General features: G+C 73.3%; 19 protein-coding genes. 5 read left to right on the top strand and 14 right to left on the bottom strand.

Annotated elements, in window-relative coordinates:
• Positions 1-13 precede the first annotated feature (13 nt).
• From trpA to trpC, 3 genes are read right to left on the bottom strand one after another with little or no spacing between them, the layout of a single operon-like run.
• Positions 14-817: a tryptophan synthase subunit alpha gene (gene trpA, locus WHN02_RS24195; protein ID WP_434740971.1), complete on the bottom strand. Its 804-nt coding sequence runs from the start codon at positions 815-817 to the stop codon at positions 14-16.
• Positions 814-2,070 (bottom strand): tryptophan synthase subunit beta, encoded by a 1,257-nt coding sequence (trpB, locus tag WHN02_RS24200; protein WP_434740972.1) that lies wholly within the window; start codon positions 2,068-2,070, stop codon positions 814-816. The genes trpA and trpB overlap by 4 nt, the downstream gene beginning before the upstream one ends.
• A 58-nt stretch (positions 2,071-2,128) precedes the next feature.
• Positions 2,129-2,932: an indole-3-glycerol phosphate synthase TrpC gene (trpC, locus tag WHN02_RS24205; RefSeq protein ID WP_434744050.1), complete on the bottom strand. Its 804-nt coding sequence runs from the start codon at positions 2,930-2,932 to the stop codon at positions 2,129-2,131.
• 510 nt (positions 2,933-3,442) lie between these two features.
• Here trpC and WHN02_RS24210 point away from each other — a divergent pair.
• Positions 3,443-3,685, top strand: a complete 243-nt coding sequence (locus WHN02_RS24210; RefSeq protein ID WP_434740973.1) for a hypothetical protein — start codon at positions 3,443-3,445, stop codon at positions 3,683-3,685.
• Between the two features lie 34 nt (positions 3,686-3,719).
• Here the strand turns inward: WHN02_RS24210 and WHN02_RS24215 are convergent, their stop codons facing one another.
• From WHN02_RS24215 to WHN02_RS24240, 6 genes are all read right to left on the bottom strand, one after another.
• Positions 3,720-4,325 (bottom strand): Trp biosynthesis-associated membrane protein, encoded by a 606-nt coding sequence (locus tag WHN02_RS24215; protein ID WP_434744051.1) that lies wholly within the window; start codon positions 4,323-4,325, stop codon positions 3,720-3,722.
• A gap of 32 nt (positions 4,326-4,357) precedes the next feature.
• On the bottom strand, positions 4,358-5,911 hold the full coding sequence (locus WHN02_RS24220) for an anthranilate synthase component I (RefSeq protein ID WP_434740974.1): 1,554 nt from the start codon (positions 5,909-5,911) through the stop codon (positions 4,358-4,360).
• Positions 5,908-6,351, bottom strand: a complete 444-nt coding sequence (gene hisI / locus WHN02_RS24225) for a phosphoribosyl-AMP cyclohydrolase (RefSeq protein ID WP_434740975.1) — start codon at positions 6,349-6,351, stop codon at positions 5,908-5,910. The genes WHN02_RS24220 and hisI overlap by 4 nt, the downstream gene beginning before the upstream one ends.
• A gap of 69 nt (positions 6,352-6,420) precedes the next feature.
• Entirely contained in the window at positions 6,421-7,167 is a 747-nt protein-coding gene (locus WHN02_RS24230; protein WP_434740976.1) for a DUF2470 domain-containing protein, read from the bottom strand.
• 168 nt (positions 7,168-7,335) lie between these two features.
• Complete coding sequence (locus WHN02_RS24235; RefSeq protein ID WP_434740977.1) at positions 7,336-9,135, bottom strand: ABC transporter ATP-binding protein; 1,800 nt, start codon at positions 9,133-9,135, stop codon at positions 7,336-7,338.
• Positions 9,132-11,036, bottom strand: coding sequence for an ABC transporter ATP-binding protein (locus WHN02_RS24240; protein ID WP_434740978.1), 1,905 nt, complete (start codon positions 11,034-11,036; stop codon positions 9,132-9,134). The genes WHN02_RS24235 and WHN02_RS24240 overlap by 4 nt, the downstream gene beginning before the upstream one ends.
• A 286-nt stretch (positions 11,037-11,322) precedes the next feature.
• On the opposite strand from WHN02_RS24240, the gene WHN02_RS24245 reads away from it, so the two are divergent.
• Positions 11,323-11,952, top strand: coding sequence for a TIGR03085 family metal-binding protein (locus WHN02_RS24245; RefSeq protein WP_434740979.1), 630 nt, complete (start codon positions 11,323-11,325; stop codon positions 11,950-11,952).
• Positions 11,953-12,104: 152 nt separating this feature from the next.
• Positions 12,105-13,931, top strand: a complete 1,827-nt coding sequence (locus WHN02_RS24250) for an AMP-dependent synthetase/ligase (RefSeq protein WP_434740980.1) — start codon at positions 12,105-12,107, stop codon at positions 13,929-13,931.
• An 86-nt stretch (positions 13,932-14,017) separates the two neighbouring features.
• Here WHN02_RS24250 and WHN02_RS24255 read toward each other — a convergent pair whose 3' ends face one another.
• Entirely contained in the window at positions 14,018-15,325 is a 1,308-nt protein-coding gene (locus WHN02_RS24255; protein ID WP_434740981.1) for a low temperature requirement protein A, read from the bottom strand.
• A gap of 59 nt (positions 15,326-15,384) precedes the next feature.
• Complete coding sequence (locus tag WHN02_RS24260; protein WP_434740982.1) at positions 15,385-16,842, bottom strand: PLP-dependent aminotransferase family protein; 1,458 nt, start codon at positions 16,840-16,842, stop codon at positions 15,385-15,387.
• A gap of 59 nt (positions 16,843-16,901) precedes the next feature.
• Here WHN02_RS24260 and WHN02_RS24265 point away from each other — a divergent pair, with 59 nt between their 5' ends.
• Positions 16,902-17,564 carry a YczE/YyaS/YitT family protein gene (locus tag WHN02_RS24265; RefSeq protein ID WP_434740983.1) on the top strand — a complete coding sequence of 221 codons (663 nt, stop codon included), beginning with the start codon at positions 16,902-16,904 and terminating at the stop codon, positions 17,562-17,564.
• 97 nt (positions 17,565-17,661) lie between these two features.
• The gene (locus WHN02_RS24270; protein WP_434740984.1) at positions 17,662-18,123 is read left to right on the top strand and encodes a hypothetical protein; all 462 of its coding nucleotides are present in this window, start codon (positions 17,662-17,664) and stop codon (positions 18,121-18,123) included.
• Between the two features lie 39 nt (positions 18,124-18,162).
• Here the strand turns inward: WHN02_RS24270 and hisF are convergent, their stop codons facing one another.
• The 3 genes from hisF to WHN02_RS24285 form a co-directional block, all read right to left on the bottom strand.
• A complete protein-coding gene (gene hisF, locus WHN02_RS24275; protein ID WP_434740985.1) occupies positions 18,163-18,930 on the bottom strand; it encodes an imidazole glycerol phosphate synthase subunit HisF in 768 nt (255 codons plus the stop codon).
• A 136-nt stretch (positions 18,931-19,066) separates the two neighbouring features.
• Entirely contained in the window at positions 19,067-20,068 is a 1,002-nt protein-coding gene (locus WHN02_RS24280) for an NADP-dependent oxidoreductase (protein ID WP_434740986.1), read from the bottom strand.
• Between the two features lie 37 nt (positions 20,069-20,105).
• The gene (locus WHN02_RS24285; RefSeq protein ID WP_434744052.1) at positions 20,106-20,531 is read right to left on the bottom strand and encodes an organic hydroperoxide resistance protein; all 426 of its coding nucleotides are present in this window, start codon (positions 20,529-20,531) and stop codon (positions 20,106-20,108) included.

Below are 20,531 nucleotides of genomic sequence, written 5' to 3' on the forward strand. Positions count from 1 at the left end.
GCACCCCGGTCCGTCAGGACTGCGGGTTACGGACTCCCTCGGCCAGATCGGCGCTGAGGGCGCGCAACGCGGCCAGTCCGGCATCCTGGTCAGGGGCATCGAGGACACACCGGATCAGGGCGCTGCCGACGATGACACCGTCGGCGTACCCGGCCACCGCCGCGGCCTGCGCCCCGGTGCCCACGCCCAGCCCCACCCCGACCGGCAGGTCGGTCACCGCGCGGACCCGGGAGACCAGGGTCGGCGCCGACGACGAGGTCTGCTCGCGGGCCCCGGTGACCCCCATCAGCGCGGTGGCGTAGACGAAGCCCCGGCAGTGCCCGACCGTCATCGCCAGCCGGGCGTCGGTGGAGGACGGCGAGACCAGGAAGGTCCGGTCGAGATGGTGGGCGTCCGAGGCGGCCAGCCACTCGGCGGCCTCCTCCGGGATCAGGTCGGGCGTGATCAGCCCGGTGCCACCGGCGGCGGCGAGGTCACGGGCGAAGGCGTCCACCCCGTACTGCTCGACGGGGTTCCAGTAGGTCATGGTGACCACCGGCGCTCCGGTGGCCGCCACCGCCTCGACGATGCGCAGGGTGTCCCGGACGCGGACGCCACCGGCGAGGGCGATGTCGCTGGCCTTCTGGATCACCGGTCCGTCCATCACCGGGTCGGAGTACGGGATCTCCACCTCGATCACGTCGACACCGGCCTCGACCATCGCGGTCATCGCCGCGATGCTGCCCTCGACGGTGGGGAACCCGGCCGGCATGCAGCCGATCAGGACGGCCCGTCCGTCGGCCCGGGCCTTGTCGAACGCCACCCCGATCCGGCTCACGCCGCCACCTCACCGTCGAGAATGCCGAAGTACTCGCCGGCGGTGTGGACGTCCTTGTCACCCCGGCCGGAGAGGTTGACCACCACCGTCGGCTCCCGGCCCAGGTCGGCGGCGAGCTTCGGGGCGATCTTGAGGGTCCCGGCCAGGGCGTGCGCGCTCTCGATCGCGGGGATGATCCCCTCGGTCCGGCAGAGCAGTTCGAACGCGGCCATCGCCTCCCTGTCGGTCACCGGCAGGTACGTCGCCCGTCCGGTGTCGTGCAGCCAGGCGTGCTCCGGCCCGACCCCCGGGTAGTCCAGCCCGGCGGAGATGGAGTGCGACTCGACCGTCTGCCCGTCGGCGTCCTGCAGGACGTAGGTCCGGGAGCCGTGCAGCACCCCGGAACTGCCGCCGGTGATGCTCGCCGCGTGCCGGTCGGTGTCGACCCCGTCGCCGCCGGCCTCGAAGCCGTAGAGCCGCACGGCGGGGTCGCCGACGAAGGCGTGGAAGATGCCGAGTGCGTTGGACCCGCCGCCGACGCAGGCCGTCACCGCGTCCGGCAGGCCGCCGGTCAGGTCGAGGCACTGACGGCGGGCCTCGTCGCCGATGCCCCGGACGAAGTCGCGGACCAGCGTGGGGAACGGGTGCGGTCCGGCGGCCGTACCGATGAGGTAGTGCGTGTCGTCGACGTGGGCGACCCAGTCCCGCATCGCCTCGTTCATCGCGTCCTTGAGGGTCCGCGAACCGGTGGTGACCGGCACGACGGTGGCGCCGAGCATCCGCATCCGGGCCACGTTGAGCGCCTGCCGCTCGGTGTCCACCTCGCCCATGTAGACCACGCACTCGAGGTCGAACAGGGCGGCGGCGGTGGCGGTGGCCACCCCGTGCTGCCCCGCCCCGGTCTCGGCGATCACCCGTCGCTTGCCCATCCGCCGGGTGAGCAGCGCCTGGCCGAGGACGTTACGCACCTTGTGCGCCCCGGTGTGGTTGAGGTCCTCCCGCTTGAGCAGCACCTTCGCCCCCGCCTCGGCGGAGAACCGCTCGGCGGTGTAGAGCAGCGAGGGGGTGCCGGCGTAGTCGCGCAGCAGCCCGGTGAACTCCTCCTGGAACGCCTCGTCGGCCATCGCCGTCCGGTGCGCCTCGCCCAGTTCGTCGAGCGCCGCGACCAGCGCCTCCGGCACGAACCGCCCGCCGAAGCGGCCGAAGTGACCGGCGGCGTCGGGTTGCGGGGAGCCGGAGTCGGGGCTCGGCTGCGCCGAGGCGTCGGCGTTCATCGGGTGATCCTCTCCGTGGTGCGTCGACCGGGTCCGGTGCGGCCGGACCCGGTCGGCGTCAGCGCACCGGCCGGGGCGTGGCCGGGTGGTTGCCGGCGTTGACCAGTTCGGCCACCGCCTCGCGTGGGCTCTTCTGGGTGACCAGTCCCTCGCCTACCAGGACCGCGTCGGCACCGGCCGAGGCGTACCGGATGAGGTCGTGTGGACCCCGGACCCCCGACTCGGCGATCTTGACGACGCTGCTCGGCAGGCCGGGAGCGATCCGCTCGAAGACGGACCGGTCTACCTGAAGCGTACGCAGATCCCGGGCGTTCACCCCGATGACCTGTGCACCCGCCTCCAGGGCCCGGTCGGCCTCCTCCTCGGTGTGCACCTCGACCAGCGCCGTCATCCCCAGGGACTCGATCCGCTCCAGGAGCCCGACGAGGACGTTCTGCTCCAGGGCGGCGACGATGAGCAGGACCATGTCGGCGCCGTGGGCACGGGCCTCGTGGATCTGGTAGCTGGAGACCACGAAGTCCTTGCGCAGCACCGGCACCCGGACGGCGGCCCGCACTGCGGCCAGGTCGTCCAGGGAGCCGCCGAACCACCGGCCCTCGGTCAGCACGCTGATCACCCGCGCGCCGCCGGAGGCGTACTGGCCAGCCAGGTCGGCCGGGTCGGCGATCTCCGCGAGCCGCCCCTTCGACGGCGAGGAGCGCTTGACCTCGGCGATCACCGCCACCCCGGGCTGACGCAGCGCCGCGTAGGCGTCCAGCGGCGGCGGTGCGGCGGCGGCCAGTTCACGGATCCGCTCCAGCGGAACCTGCTCCTGCCGACGATCCACGTCCTCCCGGACACCGGCCAGGATCTCGTCGAGCACGCTCGCGGTAGCCGAAGCGGCTCCGTCCCCCTCCGCGTGTGCATGGTCAGCAGTCACCAACGGACCTCCCTCTCCGGGCGTCATGGGCCGATGCTAGGCGGCGCCACCTGGCGACACGTGCCGGGGGTATGGCGCTACTCACGAGACGGGCTGGGGCATAATGACCGACCTCCGGTGAACGTGGTGTCACACAGCGCCACCACCTCCATCGACGATCGTCACGCCCGAGCAGGGTCGGGAGCGCCCTCCGGCAACCGGTGTGACCGCCACGCAACCGCCACCCATCACCTCCGACCATCATCGCCAACGACGGCCGACCCCGCAGCGCGAAGCAGAGTCGTCGATGGTGTGACGAAGATCAAGGCCGGGTGCCCCTGGTCGGAGCGGGGCCGGCGAAGGACAGTTGATCCGCCGGTCACCGCTGTGAAACGTACGCCCGGCAGCATCGGGTCCGGGCAGACTCGTAGCGTGCCTGCCCACCGCCGAAACGATCCTCGTACGGGGTGTGAGATGACCGCCGAAAAGCCGCTGACCACCGTCTCCCGGACCGTCGCGTCGCTCGCCGTGGGTGTGGTGCACACGCTGGAACGGGCAGTGGTCGGTGAGGGGCGGGTACGGACCGCCCGGGGCAACGCCTGGGCGGCGGTCTGCGCCGACCGGGCCCGCGCCGACCAGCGCGCCGAACTGGACCGGCTGGTCGCCGACCTGGTCGCCGCCCGGGCCCAGCGCCGGGGCCACCACCCGGTCGGCTGACCCCGGTCCACACCCGCGTCGACGCCGTGGAGGGTCAGCGGTCCGTCGGGTCCTCGCCCCGGTCCAGCGCGTCCCACGCCTCGACGGTGCGCCGCCCGGTCATCGGACCGGCCTGCTCCGGTGCCGGGGGCGGTGGCGCGGACGGGTGCGCCCGGCGTTCGTACCGGGCGCCCATCGCCGGCCAGCGGGCTCCCCGGGCCAGGGTGAACAGGCCACCGGCGGCGACGAGCACCCCGCCGACCAGGCAGAGGGCGGGCCACTGCCGGTTCGGTTCACCGCCGAAGCCCGCGACCAGGCCGTAGCCGCCGCCGACCGCCACCGCCACGCCCGTACCGGAGAGCAGCCCGCCCAGCGCCCGGCGGACCCGGCCCCTGGTGGCCAGGATCGCGCCGCCCCCGGCGAGCGCCACCAGGGCCAGGGCCGGCACCCAGGGCACCAGCCCCACCCCGGTCCGGACCTCGCGTAGCGGGGGCAGCGGCACCGGCCGGGCGGTGACCTCCACCGACCAGGTCCGGGTCGCCGCCCAGAAGGCCAGGCCCGCGCCGGCCAGGCAGAGCAGCACCGCGTACGTCAGCTCGCGTCGACCCGGCGGGGCCTGCGCCCCGGTCGACGGTGTCGGGTCCGGGGCGGGCCGGTTCACCGCCACCTCGTCCGGGGTGGGGTCGGGGCCGGTCACCGGGCCGGCCGCAGGGTCTCGGCGGCGGCGATCGCGGCGAGCACCGCGGCGGCCTTGTTCCGGGTCTCCTGCTCCTCGGCGGCCGGATCGGAGTCGGCCACCACCCCCGCTCCGGCCTGCACGTACGCCCGACCGTGTCGGATCAGGGCGGTGCGGATCGCGATCGCCATGTCCATGTCGCCACCGAACCCGAAGTAGCCGACGGTCCCGCCGTAGAGGCCCCGTCGGACCGGTTCCAGCTCTTCGATGATCTCCATGGCGCGGACCTTCGGTGCCCCGGAGAGGGTGCCCGCCGGGTAGGTGGCGGCCAGCGCGTCGAAGGCGCTCCGGTCCGGGCGGAGCGTGCCGACCACTGTCGAGACGATGTGCATGACGTGGCTGTACCGCTCGATGGTGGCGAACTCGGGTACCTCGACGGTGCCGGGTTCACAGACCCGTCCGAGGTCGTTGCGGCCCAGGTCGACGAGCATGACGTGCTCGGCGCGTTCCTTGGGGTCGCCGAGCAGTTCGGCGGCGAGCCGGGCGTCGGCCGCCGGGGTGTCGCCCCGGGGACGGGTACCGGCGATGGGGTGCAGCAGCGCCCGCCGTCGCCCGTCCGCGCCGACGCTGACCTTCAGGTGCGCCTCGGGTGAGGAGCCGACCACGTCGAAACCGTCGAACCGCAGCAGGTACATGTACGGGCTGGGGTTCGTGGTGCGCAGCACCCGGTAGACGTCGAGGGGGTCGGCGTGGGTGGCCCGTTCGAACCGTTGGGAGAGCACGATCTGGAAGCACTCCCCGGCCCGGATCGCCTCCTTGGCGACCTCCACCGCCTTCGGGTACCCGCCCTGCGGGGTCCGGCCGACGACCTCGCCCGCCGGTGGACGTTCGACCGTCGAGATCATCGGCGGGATGGGGCGGGACAGCGCCGTGGTCATCGCGTCCAGCCGCCCCACCGCGTGGTGGTACGCGGCGGTCACCTCGGCCGCGCGCCCCGGGGCGTCCAGCGGCGGCAGGACCGCGTTGGCGACCAGGATCGCCGACCCCTCGTAGTGGTCGAGCACCACCAGGTCGGTGGCGAGCATCAGGCCGATCTCCGGTACGCCCAGGTCGTCCGGGTTCTGGGCGGGCAGCCGCTCGAAGCGCCTGACGAAGTCGTACGCCAGGTAGCCGACCATGCCGCCGGTCAGTGGCGGCAACCCGCTGTCCGGGTCCGGTGGGGGTCCGGCCAGCGCGTCGACGGTGGCCCGGAGCACCGCCACCGGGTCGCCGTCGGTGGGCAGCCCGGCGGGGGGCTGACCGGTCCAGGCCGCCCGGCCGTCGCGTTCGGTGAGGGTGGCGCTGCTGCGGACCCCGATGAAGGAGTACCGGGACCAGGACAGCCCCGCCGTCCCGGTGCCCTGCTCGGCGGACTCCAGCAGGAAGGTCCCCGGCCCACCGGCGAGTTTGCGGTAGACGCCGACGGGGGTCTCGGCGTCGGCGAGCAGCCGACGGACCACCGGGACGACCCGCCACCGCGCGGCCAGGTCGACGAAGGCGTCCAGGTCTGGGCTGACGGTGCCGTCGGTCATGAGCCGGCCTCCCGCTGCGGGTTCCCGGTGACCGGCAGGTCGGTGTGGAAGCAGGTCCGCTCGCCGGTGTGACAGGCCACCCCGACCTGGTCCACGCTGACCAGCAGCGCGTCGCCGTCGCAGTCCAGGGCCACCGAGTGGACGTACTGGTGGTGCCCGGAGGTGTCGCCCTTGACCCAGTACTCCCGGCGGCTGCGCGACCAGTAGGTGGCCCGGCCGGTGGTCAGGGTGCGGTGCAGGGCCTCGTCGTCCATCCAGCCGACCATCAGCACCTCGCCGGTGTCGTACTGCCGGACCACGGCGGCGACCAGGCCGTCCGAGTCGCGCTTGAGGCGGGCCGCGACGGCCGGGTCGAGGCGGGACGGGTGGGCCGCCTCGCCCGGTGTCGGACCGGTGGGGCTGGGGTGGGCGCCGGTGGCCGGCGCGTCAGGTGCGGGCACAGTGACAGATTGTCCCGCACCGGCCCCGACCCCCGGCCACCCGGCCCGGACCCGCCCCGGTCCACCCTGTCAGTCGGGGGTCCGGACGGCGGCCCGGGCCCGGCAGAGCACCGGGTGCAGGGCGCGGGCGAGGTCGTCGGGGTGGCCGACGGGGTGCGGGAAGGTGAGCCGGACCCGGTGCCGTCCGCCGAGCGGGCCGTACGCGACGACCAGGCCGTACCTGTCGATCCGCAGCGGCCGGACCGGTCCGGTCAGCGGCTTCGGGTCGAGCAGTCGGCGGACGTACTCGGTGACCTCCCCGGCGTGGTGGCCGGCCAGGTCGGCGAGGACCTGCTCCTCGACCTGGTGGACCGGATCGGGCTCGGCCTCGGCGTACTCCTGGGGGTCGATGCGCAGGACGGTGCCGCCGCGTTCGAGTCGGGCCTCGGCCACCTCGAAGCGGTGGAGCTGGAACGCGGTGCCGAGGTCGAGCAGGTCCCCGGTCGGCAGGGTGTCTGCGAAGTCGAGGGCGGCGAGCAGCCGGTCGTCGCCGTCGAGGCGGGTGGCCCAGCCGGAGACCCAGGCCCGGCCGAGGGTGGGGGCCCCGGCGGTCGGCGGCAGGTCGAGGACGTCCAGGACGACAGCGACGTCGCCGGCCGGGCCGGGTTCCAGCGCGACGGCCAGGTCGCCGGCCACCGGCACCAGCAGCAGCATCCGTCCCTCGGGGTCGGTGACGTGCCGGACGGGGTGCGGACCGGGGCGGTGCGCGACGTGGGCGAGGCCGGGGAGCCGACCGGCCATCAACGTACGGACGACTTCGGCGGGGTTGGGGCGCACGCGCACCTCCGAATCAGGTTAGGCTTACCTAACTCGCACCCTAGGGCACCGACCCCGTCCACGTCCACGTTCCGTCCGCCCCGGACTCCTGCCCTCGACCGACGAGCCGGTGGACGACGACGCCGGGGCCGCGCTGCAGCCCCGACCGCGCCCCACCCGACGACCCGGTCACCGGGTCTGCTCCAACCAGGAGGCGAAGAGCTGGGCGTAGACCGAACCCGACTCGGCCACCAACTCGTCGTGCGGGCCGCGCTGCACGATCCGCCCCCGGTCCACCACGATCACCTCGTCGGCCGCCTGCGCGGTGGAGAGCCGGTGCGCGATCGCCAACGTCGTCCGCCCCCGGGTCACCGCGTCCAGGGTCCGTTGCAGACGGACCTCGGTGGCCGGATCCACCGCACTCGTCGCCTCGTCGAGCACCAGCAGATCCGGGTCGGCGACGTACGCGCGGGCCAGCGCGACCAGCTGCCGCTCCCCCACGCTCAACGCCTCCCCCCGCTCGCCGACCGGGGTGTCCAGCCCCGCCGGGAGCCCGTCGAGCCAGTCCGCCAACCCCAACTCCGAACAGGCGGCGGTGATCTGCTCGTCGGTCAGGTCCGGTCGGGCGAACCGGATGTTCTCCCCCACGGTCGCGTCGAACAGGAAGCCGTCCTGCGGGACCATCACCACCCGCGACCGCAGCGAGGGGAACCGCACCTGTCGCAGCGGCACCCCGGACAGCAGCACCTCCCCGGCGGTCGGATCCATCAGCCGGGTGAGCAGTTTGGCGAAGGTCGTCTTGCCGCTGCCGGTCTCCCCGACCACCGCCACCCGGCTCTTCGCCGCGATCTCCACCTCCACGTCGTGCAACACCGGCGCCCCACCCGGATAGGCGAACGAGACCCCGGCGAACCGGACGTCGAGCGGACCGGACGGCAGGTCCCGACCCTGCTCCCCCGGGTCCGCCACGTCCGGGGTGACGTCCAGCACGTCCAACACCCGCCGCCACCCGGCGATCGCGTTCTGTGCCTCGTTGAGCACCTCGGTGGCGATCTGCACCGGCTGGATGAAGAGCGTCACCAGGAACAGGAACGCGGTGATCTGCCCCACCGACAGGTCGCCGCCCGCCCCCAGGGTCACCCCGAGGACCACCACCGACGCCAGGGCCAACCCGGCCGCCAGTTCCCCGACCGAGCTGCCCAGGACGCTGATCCGGATGGCCTTCTGCTGGGCGCGACGCTGGCCGTCGATGGCCTCGTCGAGCCGACCGGCGGTCCGCCCCGAGATGCCGTACGCCCGGATCACCGCCGCGCCGACCACGCTCTCGCCGATCGCGGCCAGCAGGTTGCCCATCCGCTGCCGGACCACCCCGTACGCGGCGCCGAGGCGCTGCTGGAGGACCCGGATTATCAGCACCGCCGGCCCGAAGGCGGCGAACACCACGAGGGTCAACTGCCAGGAGTACGCCAGCATCACCGCCGTGGTGACCACCAGCTGACCGAGGTTGACGATCAGGATCACCCCGCCCCACTGGAGGAACTGGGTGATCTGGTCGACGTCGCTGGTGACCCGGCTGACCAGGGATCCGCGCCGCTCGGACTGCTGGTGCAGCATGGACAGGTCGTGGACGTGCCGGAACGCCCTGGTCCGGACGTTGGCCAGCGCCGTCTCGCTGACCACGAAGAGCCGACGCATCATCAGGTACCCGCAGGCGGTGGTCACCACCAGCACGGCGGCGGTGAGCAGCACGATGGTGGCCACCACGTTCAGGTCCGGGCCGCCGGGGGCGGCCAGCCCCCTGTCGATGCCCTGCTGGACGGCGATCGGGACGGCCACCCGGCCGACCATGTAGACCAACGCCAGGGCCAGCGTCGCGGCCAACCCGACCCGCAGCTCCGGGGAGAGGGCCAGCCCCCGGCGCAGGGTCCGCCAGGTCGACTCGGTCTCCGGCGGGACCTCCCGACCCGGGGTGGTCGTCGTCGCGCTCACCGGTCCACCTCCACTTCCAGTCCGGTGCTCAACGGGGCCACCGGGTCGTACGGCCGGGGTGTCGGGGGGTCCCCCTCGGCCGGGGCACCCTCCGCCTCGGCCTGCTCGTACGCGGTGACCAGGTCGGCGTACCCGCCGACGGTGGCCAGCAGCTCGGAGTGGGTGCCTCGGGCAACGACCCGACCCTGTTCGATGTAGATCACCTCGTCGGCGAGGGCGATGGTGGCCCGCCGGTACGCCACCACCAGGATCGAGGTGGCCGGGGACCGGGGACCGCCGGCGCGCAGCCCGGCCAGGATGGCCGCCTCGACCCGGGGGTCGACGGCGCTCGTCGCGTCGTCGAGGACCAGCAGGCGGGGACGGCCGGCCAGCGCCCGGGCCAGGGTCAACCGCTGCCGCTGCCCACCGGAGAGCGACGTGCCCCGCTCCCCGACCATGGTGTCCAGCCCGTCGGGCAGGGCCGCGACGAACCCGTCCGCCTCGGCCAGCCGCAGCGCCGCCCAGACCTCGTCGTCGGTGATCCCGGGCCGGTCCAGGGCGACGTTGGCCCGGACGGTGTCGTCGAAGACGAAGGGCACCTGCGCCACCAGCGCGACGGTCCGGGCCAGCGACTCCGAGGTCAGCCCCCGGACGTCCACCCCGTCCAGGGCGACGGTCCCCTGATCGGGGTCGACCAGCCGGACCGCCAGCGAGGTGATCGTGGACTTGCCCGAACCGGTCGGCCCGACCAGGGCCACGGTCCGCCCGGCCGGCACCGTGAACCCGACCTCGCCGAGCACCTGGACGCCGGGGCGGTGCGCCTCGGCCGGCTCGTACCCGAAGTGCACGTCGGTGAAGGTGAGGGTGACCGGCGGGGGTGCGGTGCCCGCCGGGGGGTCCAGGGTCCGGTCGCCGTAGGGCATCCCGCCGGTGGCGTCGAGGACCCGACGGACCCGGTCCCACCCGGCGACGCTGCGCGGCAGCTCGGCCAGCACCCAGCCGACGGCCCGCACCGGGAAGGCCAGCACCGTGAACAGGAACGCCACGCTGACCAGTTCGGCCACGGAGATCGCGTCCTGGCGCAGCCGGACGGTGCCGACCACCAGCACGGCCAGGGTGCCGAGGCTGGGCAGCGCCTCCAACATCGGGTCGAAGAACCCGCGCAGTCGGCCTACCGAGATCAGGGCGTCGCGGAGTTCACCGGCACGGGCGGCGAACCTGTCGGTCTCCTGCGCCTCCCGGCCCATCGTCTTGACCACCAGGGCGCCGTCGAAGCTCTCGTGGGCGATGCCGGAGACCTCGGCCCGCAGCCGTTGGGCCCGCTGCTGTCGGGGGGCCATCCGGCGGGAGTAGACCACGTTGAGGGTGAACAGGGCCGGGAAGACCGCCAACCCGACCAGGGCCAGCGCCCAGTCGGTGACGAAGAGCGAGACGATCGCGCCGACGAGCATCACCAGCGTGCCGACGGCGAAGGGCAGGGGTGCGATCGGGTACCAGGCCGCCTCCACATCGGAGTTGGCGTTCGACAGCAGCGTTCCGGTGGAGTTGCGGTGGTGCCAGGACAACGGCAGGTCGAGGTAGCGCCGGGTCACCCGGCGGCGGTACGCGGCCTGGAGCCGGAACTGCATGAACCCGGCACCGAGTCGGCGACCGAAGATCCCCACCACCCGCAGCACGCTCAGCCCGAACAGGGCCGCCGCCGCCAGTGCCAGGACCCCGACCCCGACCGATCCCTCGGCGACCGCGGGGACCACCACGTCACCGACCACCGCCCCGACCACGAACGCGCTGGCGATCACCATGGCCCCGAACAGCACGCTGCCGGCGACCGCCACCGCGAAGATCCGAGGCTGCTCCCGGATGGCCAGGCCGAGCACCCTCAGCCCGCGCAGGAGTACGTCCCGACTCGTCCTACTCGCCACGTCCGCCCCCGTCGTGAGTTCCCCGTACTTCCCTCATCCTTACCGCTGCGGCGCGGCCGCGCCGACCGCCCGGGATATGTCCGCCGTCACCCCGGACGGCCACCGGGTGGGGTGCCGGGGACCGTGTCGACCCGCCGCGCCGTCGATCCCCCGCGACCACGTCCCCGACGACGCCCACCGCCAGGTGCACCCGGGCGGCCACCGCGTCCGGCGCCGTCCACCGGACGGGGGTGGCCCGATGCCTCGTCGGCGCGCCGTGGACCGTCCGGGGGCCTACGATCGAGGCATGCCCCGGTATGCCCGTACGGAACGCGCCGCACTCGCCCAGCTGATGATCGAGGTCGGTCCCGACGCGCCGACGGTCAACGAGGGATGGGTGACCCGGGACCTCGCCGCGCACCTGGTGGTCCGGGAGCGCCGTCCGGACGCGGCGGCCGGGATCCTGCTGCCGCCGCTGCGGGGGTACGGCGAACGGGTGCGCCGACGGATCGCCGCCGGTGACTGGGCCGCCCTGGTCGACCAGGTGCGTCGCCCGCCGGTGTGGAGCCCGGTCAGCAACCCGTTGGTCGACGAGGTGACGAACACGATGGAGTTCTTCATCCACCACGAGGACGTCCGCCGGGGCGGGCCGCGGTGGGAGCCGCGTGACCTCCCGACCGGTCTGGAGGGGGCGCTCTGGCGGCGGGTGTCCCCGATGGCCCGGCTCGCACTGCGAAACTTCCCCGCCGCGCTGACCATCCGTGCCCCGGGGCACGGAAAGGTCGAGGCCGGGGGCGGTGGGGAGCCGGTGGAGGTGGTGGGTACGCCGGGCGAACTGGTGATCTTCTTCTCCGGCCGTCAACGGGTGTCCCGGGTGGAGGTCGACGGTGACCCGGAGGCGGCCGGGCGACTGCGTACCGCGTCCCTGGGATTCTGACGGGAGCCGCCGCCGACGGTCGTGCAGGCCCCTGCCGGGACCGGCCTGAACCTGCTCAGGACTGGCTGATTCCGTGGTCACGCAATACCCTTTCGGTCACCGCACATGACGTGACCCCCGTCACGCCTCCACCCCCGAAGGCGGCCGAAGCGATGACTCTCGATGTACCGTACCGTTCCATTCCCGATATGTTCCTCAAGCGCGTGGCCGCGACCGGTGAACGCCACGCCTACGCCCACCCGGCAGCCGACGGGTCGGGGCCGGTCTGGTTGACCTGGAACGAGGTGGCTCGGCGGGCCAAGGCGATCGCCGCCGGCCTGCACGGCCTCGGCGTCGGCACCGAACAGCCGGTGGCCATCCTGGCCGGCACCCGCCTGGAGTGGGTCCTCGCCGACCTCGGCATCATGTGCGCCGGGGCGGCCACCACCACCGTCTACCCGACCACCGAGCCCGACGACGCGACGTTCATCGTCGCCGACTCCGCCTCCTCGATCGTGTTCGCCGAGAACCCGGACCAGGCGGCGAAGATCGCCGGACGGGACCTGCCGGCCCTGACCCACGTGGTGCTCTTCGACGGGACCCCCGACCCGGCGGCGACGGTACCGCAGCTCACCCTCGCCGACCTGGAGGAGCAGGGCACCCGGGCGCTCGCCGCAGACCCGGACCTGGTGGACCGGATCATCGCCGGGATCGGCCCCGAGCACCTGGCCACCCTGATCTACACCTCGGGCACCACGGGCCGCCCCAAGGGCGTCGAGCTGCTGCACGGCGGCTGGTGCTGGGAGGCGGTCGTCCAGGCCGACACCGGCCTGCTCGTCGCCGACGACCTGCACTACCTGTGGCTGCCGCTGTCCCACTCGTTCGGCAAGACCCTGCTCTGCGGGGGGATCCACGTCGGGGTGCCCACCTACGTCGACGGGCGGGTCGAGAAGCTCGTCGACCTGCTCGGCGTGATCCGTCCGACGCTGATGTGCGGTGCCCCCCGGGTCTTCGAGAAGGTCTACAACAAGGCCGTCACCACCGCCCAGGGCGCCGGTGGGGCCAAGGCCAAGATCTTCGCCTGGGGAGTGGCGGTCGGCAAGGAGAAGGTCGCCCTGGAGCAGGCCGGCAAGCCGATGCCCACCGGTCTGCGACTGAAGTACGCCGTCGCCGAGAAGCTGGTGTTCAGCAAGCTCCAGGCCCGCCTCGGCGGACGGATCCGGGTCCTGGTCTCCGGCGCGGCGCCGCTCAGCCCGGAGATCGCCACCTTCTTCGCCGCCGCCAACCTGCCCATCTCCGAGGGGTACGGGCTCACCGAGACCAGCGCCGGCAACTTCGTCAACCGTCCCGGTCAGCAGCGCATCGGCACCGTCGGTCCGGCGATGGGCGACCTGGAGTGCCGCATCGACGCCGACGGCGAGGTGCTGCTGCGGGGCCGACCGGTGATGCGGGGCTACCACAACCTTCCCGAGGAGACCGCCGCCTCCTTCACCGAGGACGGGTTCTTCCGTACCGGGGACATCGGCAGCCTCGACCCCGACGGCTACCTGCGGATCACCGACCGGAAGAAGGACCTGGTCAAGACCTCCGGCGGGAAGTACGTCGCCCCGTCGCACATCGAGGGGTTGTTCAAGGCGGTCTGCCCCTACACCTCGCAGGCCGTGGTGATCGGGCAGGCCCGCAACTACTGCACGATGCTGGTCAGCCTGGACCCGGACGCGATCGCCGGGTGGGCTGCCGGTGGCCCGCTGGAGGGCCGCCCGTACGCCGAGATCGTCACCTCGCCGCAGGCGAAGGCGATGGTCGAGGAGTACGTCGCGGAGCTCAACACCAAGCTCAACCGGTGGGAGACCATCAAGAAGGTCACCATCCTCCCCCGGGACCTCACCATCGAGGACGGGGAGATCACCCCGTCGTTGAAGATCAAGCGGCGCGGGGTGGAGAGCAACTTCGCCAAGGAGATCGACACCATGTACGAGGGCAGCCTCGCCGAGCTCTGATCCGCACCGGTAGTGGACGTGCGGCCGGGTCCGGTGCGAACCGGATCCGGCCGACCCACCGATGGGTGGTGCAGGACCGTCGCCGGTCACAGGTGCTCGCGTCGCCAACGGCTCGCCTCGACCTCGGCCGCCTGCTGCTCCTCCAACGCCACCTGCCGGATCCGGTGCCGACGGGTCCCCTCCCCGGTGGTCCCCGCGATGACGAGCCCCACACAGACCAACGCCAGCAGCACCAGGGCGTGCAGGGCCGCCACCTGCCCGGCCAGCGGGGCGAGCAGGACCAGCAGGATCACCGCCACCACCGAACGCCACCGCAGCACCCGTACCGCCCGCAGGCTGCACCCGACCAGGGCGAGCAGGTACAGGCCGACCCCGCCGTACAGGACGGCGATCCAGAACCCGCCGAGCGGCTCCCCCCACGGAGGCCCGGACGGGTCGGCCGCCTCCACCAGAAGGTCCTTGCTGCCCAGGGCGAACAGGATGATCCCGGCGACGATCGGCAGGTGCCCGAAGGTGTAGACGTCGCGGGCCAGCCCGATCCGCACCTGCGGGTCGCGCGCCCGGTGCAGCGCCTGTTCCAGGACGAGGGCCAGGGTGTCGAAGTACGCCCACCAGAGCGACGCGGCGACCAGGATGCCGGTCACCGCCGCCGTCACCACCGGCCAGGTCAGCGGCAGCATGCCGGCGAGGAACCGTTGCCCGAGCCCCAAGGCGATGATCGACTCGCCGAGCGCGATCAGCACCATCAGGGCGTGGCGTTCCGCCCAGTGTCCGGCGGAGACCACCTCCCAGTACGACCGCCCGATCCGCACCCCTGCGCCGTACTCCAGCAGGAGCGCCCCGGTCCAGAGGGCCAGTTGCAGGGTGGTGGCGGCCGTACCGTGGGCGATCCGGGGTGGCACCAGGGCGGCGGCCACGAGCAGGGCCGCCGCCACCACCGGCAGCCCGGCGAGCACCGCCCAGCGCCGCAGCCGGGCCGGGTCGCCCCGGGCCACCCACCCGAACACCGACAGCTGACAGACCCGGACCAGGAAGTAGCAGGTGGCGAAGACCAGCGGACCGTTGAGTCCGCCCGGTCGGTCCTGGAACGCCCCCGGGACGCTCAACGCCAGCAGGAAGGTCGCGGCGATGGTGACGAACCCGACCACCGGCAGGATCCCCCGGTCGGCCCGGACGATGTTGCCGAGCCCGGCGAACCCGGTCCAGCACCACCACAGCAGCCCGAGGACCAGCAGGCACCGGTACACGTTGGCGGCGCTGGGGTGGTAGCCGGTCAGCGAGGTGACGTTGAGGAAGGCGAAGACGAAGACCAGGTCGTAGAAGAGCTCCAGTCGGGTGACCCGCGAGCCCGGCGCGCTCCACCTGACCGGCACGAACCCGGCCGCTGTGCCCACCCGGGCAGTCTGTCAGCCGAGGCGGGTGGCCCGGAGCGGATCGGGTGGACCGGCCCCCGTCAGGCGATGACCACCGGGTCACGCCACCGGGAGGCGGTGGCCCGGTCCAGGTCGTAGCGGACCGCGGCGATCCGGCCGACCGCCTCCACCAGCTCGGCGGGGGGCAGGGTGAACGGCAGCCGCAGGAAACGCTCCAACGTCCCGTCCAGCCCGAACCGGGGGCCGGGGGCCAGGCGTACGCCCACGTCCTCGGCCGCCCGGGCCAGGGCGCTGGAGACCGGGCCGTCCAGTTCGGCCCAGAGGGTGACCCCGCCGCGCGGCACCGTCACCCGCCACTCGGGCAGCTGCTCGGCCAACGCCTCGATGAGGACGTCGCGCTGCGCGGTGAGCTGGCGTCGACGGGCGGCCACGATGGTCGGGCCGACAGCCAGCAGGTGGACCGCGACGAGCTGGTCCAGCACCGGACTGGACATGTCCATCCCGACCCGGACGGCGGCCAGCCGCTGCACCAGCGGAGCGGAGGCCCGGATCCACCCGATGCGCAGCCCGCCCCAGTACGGCTTGCTCATCCCACCGATGGTGATCACCCGGGCGTGCCTGTCGAAGGCGGCGGTGGGCGGCGGCAGCACCGTACGGTCCAGGGGGAGGTCCACGAACGACTCGTCGATGATCAGGTCGGTGCCGGCGGTGTGGGCGGTGGCGACGAGCTTCTCCCGGAGGTCGGCCGCCATCAGGTGACCTGTCGGGTTGTGGAACTCGGGGATCAGGTAGGCCAGTTTCGGTCGGCTCTGCCGGAGGCTGCCCAGCAGGAGTTCGCCGTCCCAGCCGACCTCGTCGGCGGCCAGTCCGTGGGTGGCGATCCGGGCCCGCCGGGCCGCCAACGCCGCCAGCCCGTTCGGGTAGGTCGGCGACTCGACCAACGCCCCGCCACCCGGCGGGAGCATCAGCCGCAGCACCAGGTCCAGGGCGTGCTGGGTGCCGCTGGTGACCATGATCTGCTCGGCCTGGGTGGGCAGTCCCCGGTCGGTGTACCCCTGGGCCACCGCCTCCCGCAGCTCGATGATGCCGGTCGGGTGGTAGCCCGCACCCCCGAGGTACCGGGGCAGGTCCTCGGCGGCGGCCCGGGCCGCCGGTACCAGCTCCGGCGGGGCGGCCAGGGCGGCGATCCCGAGGTCGATCATGTCCCGGTCGTCGAGCGGGGCCCAGAGCCCGGAGGTGGCCACCCGGTGGGTGCCGGGCAGCATCGTCCAGCTACCCGCGCCGCGTCGGCTGGCCAGGTGCCCGGTCTCGCGCAACTGCCGGTAGGCGGCGCTGACGGTGGTACGGCTGATCTGCAGCGCCTCGGCGAGTTCCCGTTCGGCGGGCAGGCGTACCCCGAGGGGCAGCCGACCGTCGGCGAGCAGCCCCCGGACGGCGGCGGCCAGGGCGGCGTAGTCGGGGCTGCGCCGACGGCCGGGCAGGGCGTGCCACTGACCCAGCAGGCGAGCCAATTGGCTTCCTCGGACCTGACTCGTCACCCGCCACCCCTCCGGTATTGGCTCTTTCTTCCCACGAATTGGACCCTAGAGTGGCATGCATGTCAGCAAGTGGCAATCTCCGGTACCGCCCGGTGCGGCGTTTCACCCAGCTCTACCTGGGGCTGGCCCTGTACGGGACGAGCATGGCCATGATGCTCCGCTCGGATCTCGGCCTGAACCCGTGGGACGTCTTCCACCAGGGGCTGTCCCGGCTCACCGGGGTCTCCATCGGCGTCGCCACCATCGTCACCGGGATCGCCGTCCTGCTGCTCTGGATCCCGCTGCGGCTGCGCCCCGGCCTCGGCACTGTCAGCAACGTCCTGGTGATCGGGGTGGTCGTCGACCTCGTCCTGACCGTGCTGCCGACCCCGGGGAACCTGCCGGGCCGGATCGCCCTCCTGGTGGCGGGCATCGTCGGCAACGGGGTGGCCACCGGGCTCTACATCGGCGCCCGGTTCGGACCGGGGCCCCGCGACGGCCTGATGACCGGATACGTGGCCCGGCACCCCGGGCGGTCGCTGCGGCTGGTCCGCACCGTGATCGAGGGCACCGCCCTGGCCGTGGGGTGGCTGCTCGGCGGGACCGTCGGCCTCGGCACCGTCGCGTACGCCCTCGCGATCGGTCCCCTGGCCCAGGTCTTCATCCCGATGTTCACGGTGGCCCTGCCGGCCGCCCCCGAGCCGCCCCGTCGCCCGGAGCCGACATTGGCTGACCGTCAGTAACCGCATTCCTCCACCTCCACCCCCGCTGACCTGCCCGGACCAGACTGGCCGAAAGACGGTGTTTCCTCGGCCGCCGAGGACGGGCATCATCTGGGGCATGGGGGAGAACGGATGGCGGTGGAGCGACGCGTGGATCTTCGTCTCACTGGTGATCGCCAGCGGTGCCGGACGGCACCGGCGGGCCGCCTCCACCCGGCGCCCTGAGGGGGTACGCCTGACCGACGTGCTGTCCACTGCGGACCACCTCAACCAGGCCATCCCCGAACGGCACGAGGTGGAGGACGCGGTCCGACGACTCGTCGGGGCCGGTCTGGTCAGCGTCACCGACGGCTGGTTCCGGATCACCACCGACGGCGAGCAGCTCTGGCGGACCAGGCCCAGCTCCGGGCTGGGCACCACTGTCGACACGATGCAGGGGGTGCTGAGCCGACGACGTGCCCCCGGCGCGGCCGAGTGGAGCCTCCACGAGGAGGAACACGCGGCTGCCGTGCAGGAGTACTACGTCAGGTCCATCCCGGCACCCCGACGCTCCCCCGAGGGGCACACCCGACGGAACTGACCGACCGACGGCAGGTCGCGCAGCGGCGTACCGGTCGGGTCAGCGGACCGGGTGGCCCGCCCCCCGCAGGGCGTCCTTGACCTGCGAGACGGTCAGTTCGCCGAAGTGGAAGACGCTCGCCGCCAGGACGGCGTCCGCACCGGCCCCCACCGCGGGCGGGAAGTGCGCCACCTCACCGGCACCGCCGCTGGCCACCACCGGCACCTCCACCACCTCCCGGACCGCCCCGATCAACGTCAGGTCGAACCCGGCCTTGGTGCCGTCGGCGTCCATGGAGTTGAGCAGGAGCTCCCCCGCCCCCAGCTCCGCGCCGCGCCGCGCCCACTGCACCGCGTCGATCCCGGTGCCGCGACGGCCGCCGTGCGTGGTGACCTCGAACCCGCTCTCGGTGGTACCCGCCGGGGCCCGCCGGACGTCGAGCGAGAGCACCAGCACCTGACGGCCGAACCGGTCGGCGATCTCGGCGATCAACTCCGGGCGGGCGATCGCCGCGGTGTTCACCCCGACCTTGTCCGCCCCCGCCCGCAGCAGCGTGTCGACGTCGGCGACCTGGCGTACCCCGCCGCCGACGGTGAGCGGGATGAAGACCGACTCGGCGGTACGCCGGACCACGTCGAGCATGGTCCCCCGGTCACTGGAGGAGGCGGTGACGTCCAGGAAGGTCAACTCGTCGGCGCCCGCCCTGTCGTACGCCGCAGCCAACTCCACCGGGTCACCGGCGTCGCGCAGGTCGAGGAAGTTGACCCCCTTGACCACCCGCCCCGCGTCCACGTCGAGACAGGGGATCACCCGTACCGCCACCGTCATGCCCCGAGCCTATCTCCTGCGTACCCGACCGCCTCCGGCCCGCCGTCCGCCCCGGACGCGGGGTCCGGCACCGTGACACTCACCGGCGGCGGCGTGGGACGCCCCCGCCCACCCGACGGCGAGCGGGGGCGGCGGCTCACACCCGGACCAGCATCTTGCCCAGGTTCTCCCCACGCAACAGACCGAGGAACGCCTCCGGTGCCCGCTCCAGGCCCTCGACGACCGTCTCGTCCTGGGAGATCCGGCCCTCCCGCAACCAGCCGGCCACCTCCTCGACAAACCGGTCCCGCAGGTGTCCGTGGTCGGAGACCAGGAACCCCCGCAGGGTGAGCCGCTTGCCGATGACCTGGGCCAGGTTGCGCGGGGCGGCCGGCGGATCGACGGCGTTGTACTGGGCGATCATCCCGCAGACGGCCACCCGCCCGTGGGGGCGCATCGCCCCGATGGCCGCCTCCAGGTGGTCGCCACCGACGTTGTCGAAGTACACGTCGATGCCGTTCGGGGCGGCCTCGGACAGCGCCTCGGCCACCGGGGCGTCGTGGTAGTCGAAGGCGGCGTCGAAGCCGAGGTCCCGCAACCGGTCGACCTTCGCCGGGGACCCGGCGCTGCCGATCACCCGTCCGGCCCCCCGGAGCCGGGCGATCTGCCCCACCAGGCTGCCCACCGCACCGGCGGCGGCGGAGACGAAGACCGTCTCCCCGGGCTTCATCCCGGCCACCTCCAACAGCCCGGCGTACGCGGTCAGCCCGGTCATCCCCAGCACCGACAGGTAACCGGCCAGCGGAGCCAGGTCCGGATCGACCGGACGCGCGGCCTTCGCGTCGAGCAGGGCGTACTCCCGCCACCCCAGGCCGTGCAGGACGTGGTCCCCGACGGCGAACCCCTCGGCCTCGGTGGCCACCACCTCCCCGACCGCGCCGCCGTCGAGGGGGGCGTCGAGGGCGAAGGGAGGTACGTAGGACTTCGTGTCGTTCATCCGCCCCCGCATGTACGGGTCGACGGAGACGTACCGGTTGCGGACCAGGATCTGCCCCGGCCCCGGGGTGGGTACCGGGGTCTCCACCAGCCGGAAGTTCTCGGCGGTGGGCCACCCGGTGGGTCGGGAGGCGAGATGGATCTCACGGTTGACGCTCGTCATGCGGCCTACCTCTCGGGTCGTCGGACGGTCGGCCGGCTCAGGCGGCGGCGCGGACGGTCAGGGTGGTGTCCACGTTGCCCCGGGTGGCGTTGGAGTACGGGCAGACCTGATGGGCCTGCTCGACGAGTTGCTCGGCGGCGGCCCGCTCGACGGCCGGCAGGTCGACCAGGAGGGTGACGGCCAGCCCGAACCCGCCGCTGCCGTTGGGGCCGATCCCCACCTCGGCCTCGACCACCGAGCCGGTGACGTCGACCCGGGACCGCCGGGCGACCAGGCGCAGCGCCGAGTGGAAGCACGCGGCGTAACCGGCGGCGAAGAGCTGCTCGGGGTTGGCGGCGTCACCGGCGCCCCCCATCTCCTTGGGTACGGCGAGGTCGAGGTCGACGGTGCCGTCGGAGGTGCGGACCCGGCCGTCCCGGCCGTCACCGGTGGCCTGTGCGGAGGCGGTGTAGAGGACCTGCAT

The organism is Micromonospora sp. SH-82, assembly GCF_051132485.1.
Taxonomy (GTDB): domain Bacteria; phylum Actinomycetota; class Actinomycetes; order Mycobacteriales; family Micromonosporaceae; genus Micromonospora.

Excerpts from the sequence above, each read along its gene's own strand:
- WHN02_RS24220 (WP_434740974.1), bottom strand. The coding sequence starts at position 5,911 with ATGACCGACGGCACCGTCAGCCCAGACCTGGACGCCTTCGTCGACCTG.
- hisF (WP_434740985.1), bottom strand. The coding sequence starts at position 18,930 with ATGACGGTGGCGGTACGGGTGATCCCCTGTCTCGACGTGGACGCGGGG.
- WHN02_RS24250 (WP_434740980.1), top strand. The coding sequence starts at position 12,105 with ATGACTCTCGATGTACCGTACCGTTCCATTCCCGATATGTTCCTCAAG.
- WHN02_RS24285 (WP_434744052.1), bottom strand. The coding sequence starts at position 20,531 with ATGCAGGTCCTCTACACCGCCTCCGCACAGGCCACCGGTGACGGCCGG.
- WHN02_RS24245 (WP_434740979.1), top strand. The coding sequence starts at position 11,323 with ATGCCCCGGTATGCCCGTACGGAACGCGCCGCACTCGCCCAGCTGATG.
- WHN02_RS24270 (WP_434740984.1), top strand. The coding sequence starts at position 17,662 with ATGGGGGAGAACGGATGGCGGTGGAGCGACGCGTGGATCTTCGTCTCA.
- WHN02_RS24210 (WP_434740973.1), top strand. The coding sequence starts at position 3,443 with ATGACCGCCGAAAAGCCGCTGACCACCGTCTCCCGGACCGTCGCGTCG.
- WHN02_RS24280 (WP_434740986.1), bottom strand. The coding sequence starts at position 20,068 with ATGACGAGCGTCAACCGTGAGATCCATCTCGCCTCCCGACCCACCGGG.
- trpB (WP_434740972.1), bottom strand. The coding sequence starts at position 2,070 with ATGAACGCCGACGCCTCGGCGCAGCCGAGCCCCGACTCCGGCTCCCCG.
- WHN02_RS24265 (WP_434740983.1), top strand. The coding sequence starts at position 16,902 with ATGTCAGCAAGTGGCAATCTCCGGTACCGCCCGGTGCGGCGTTTCACC.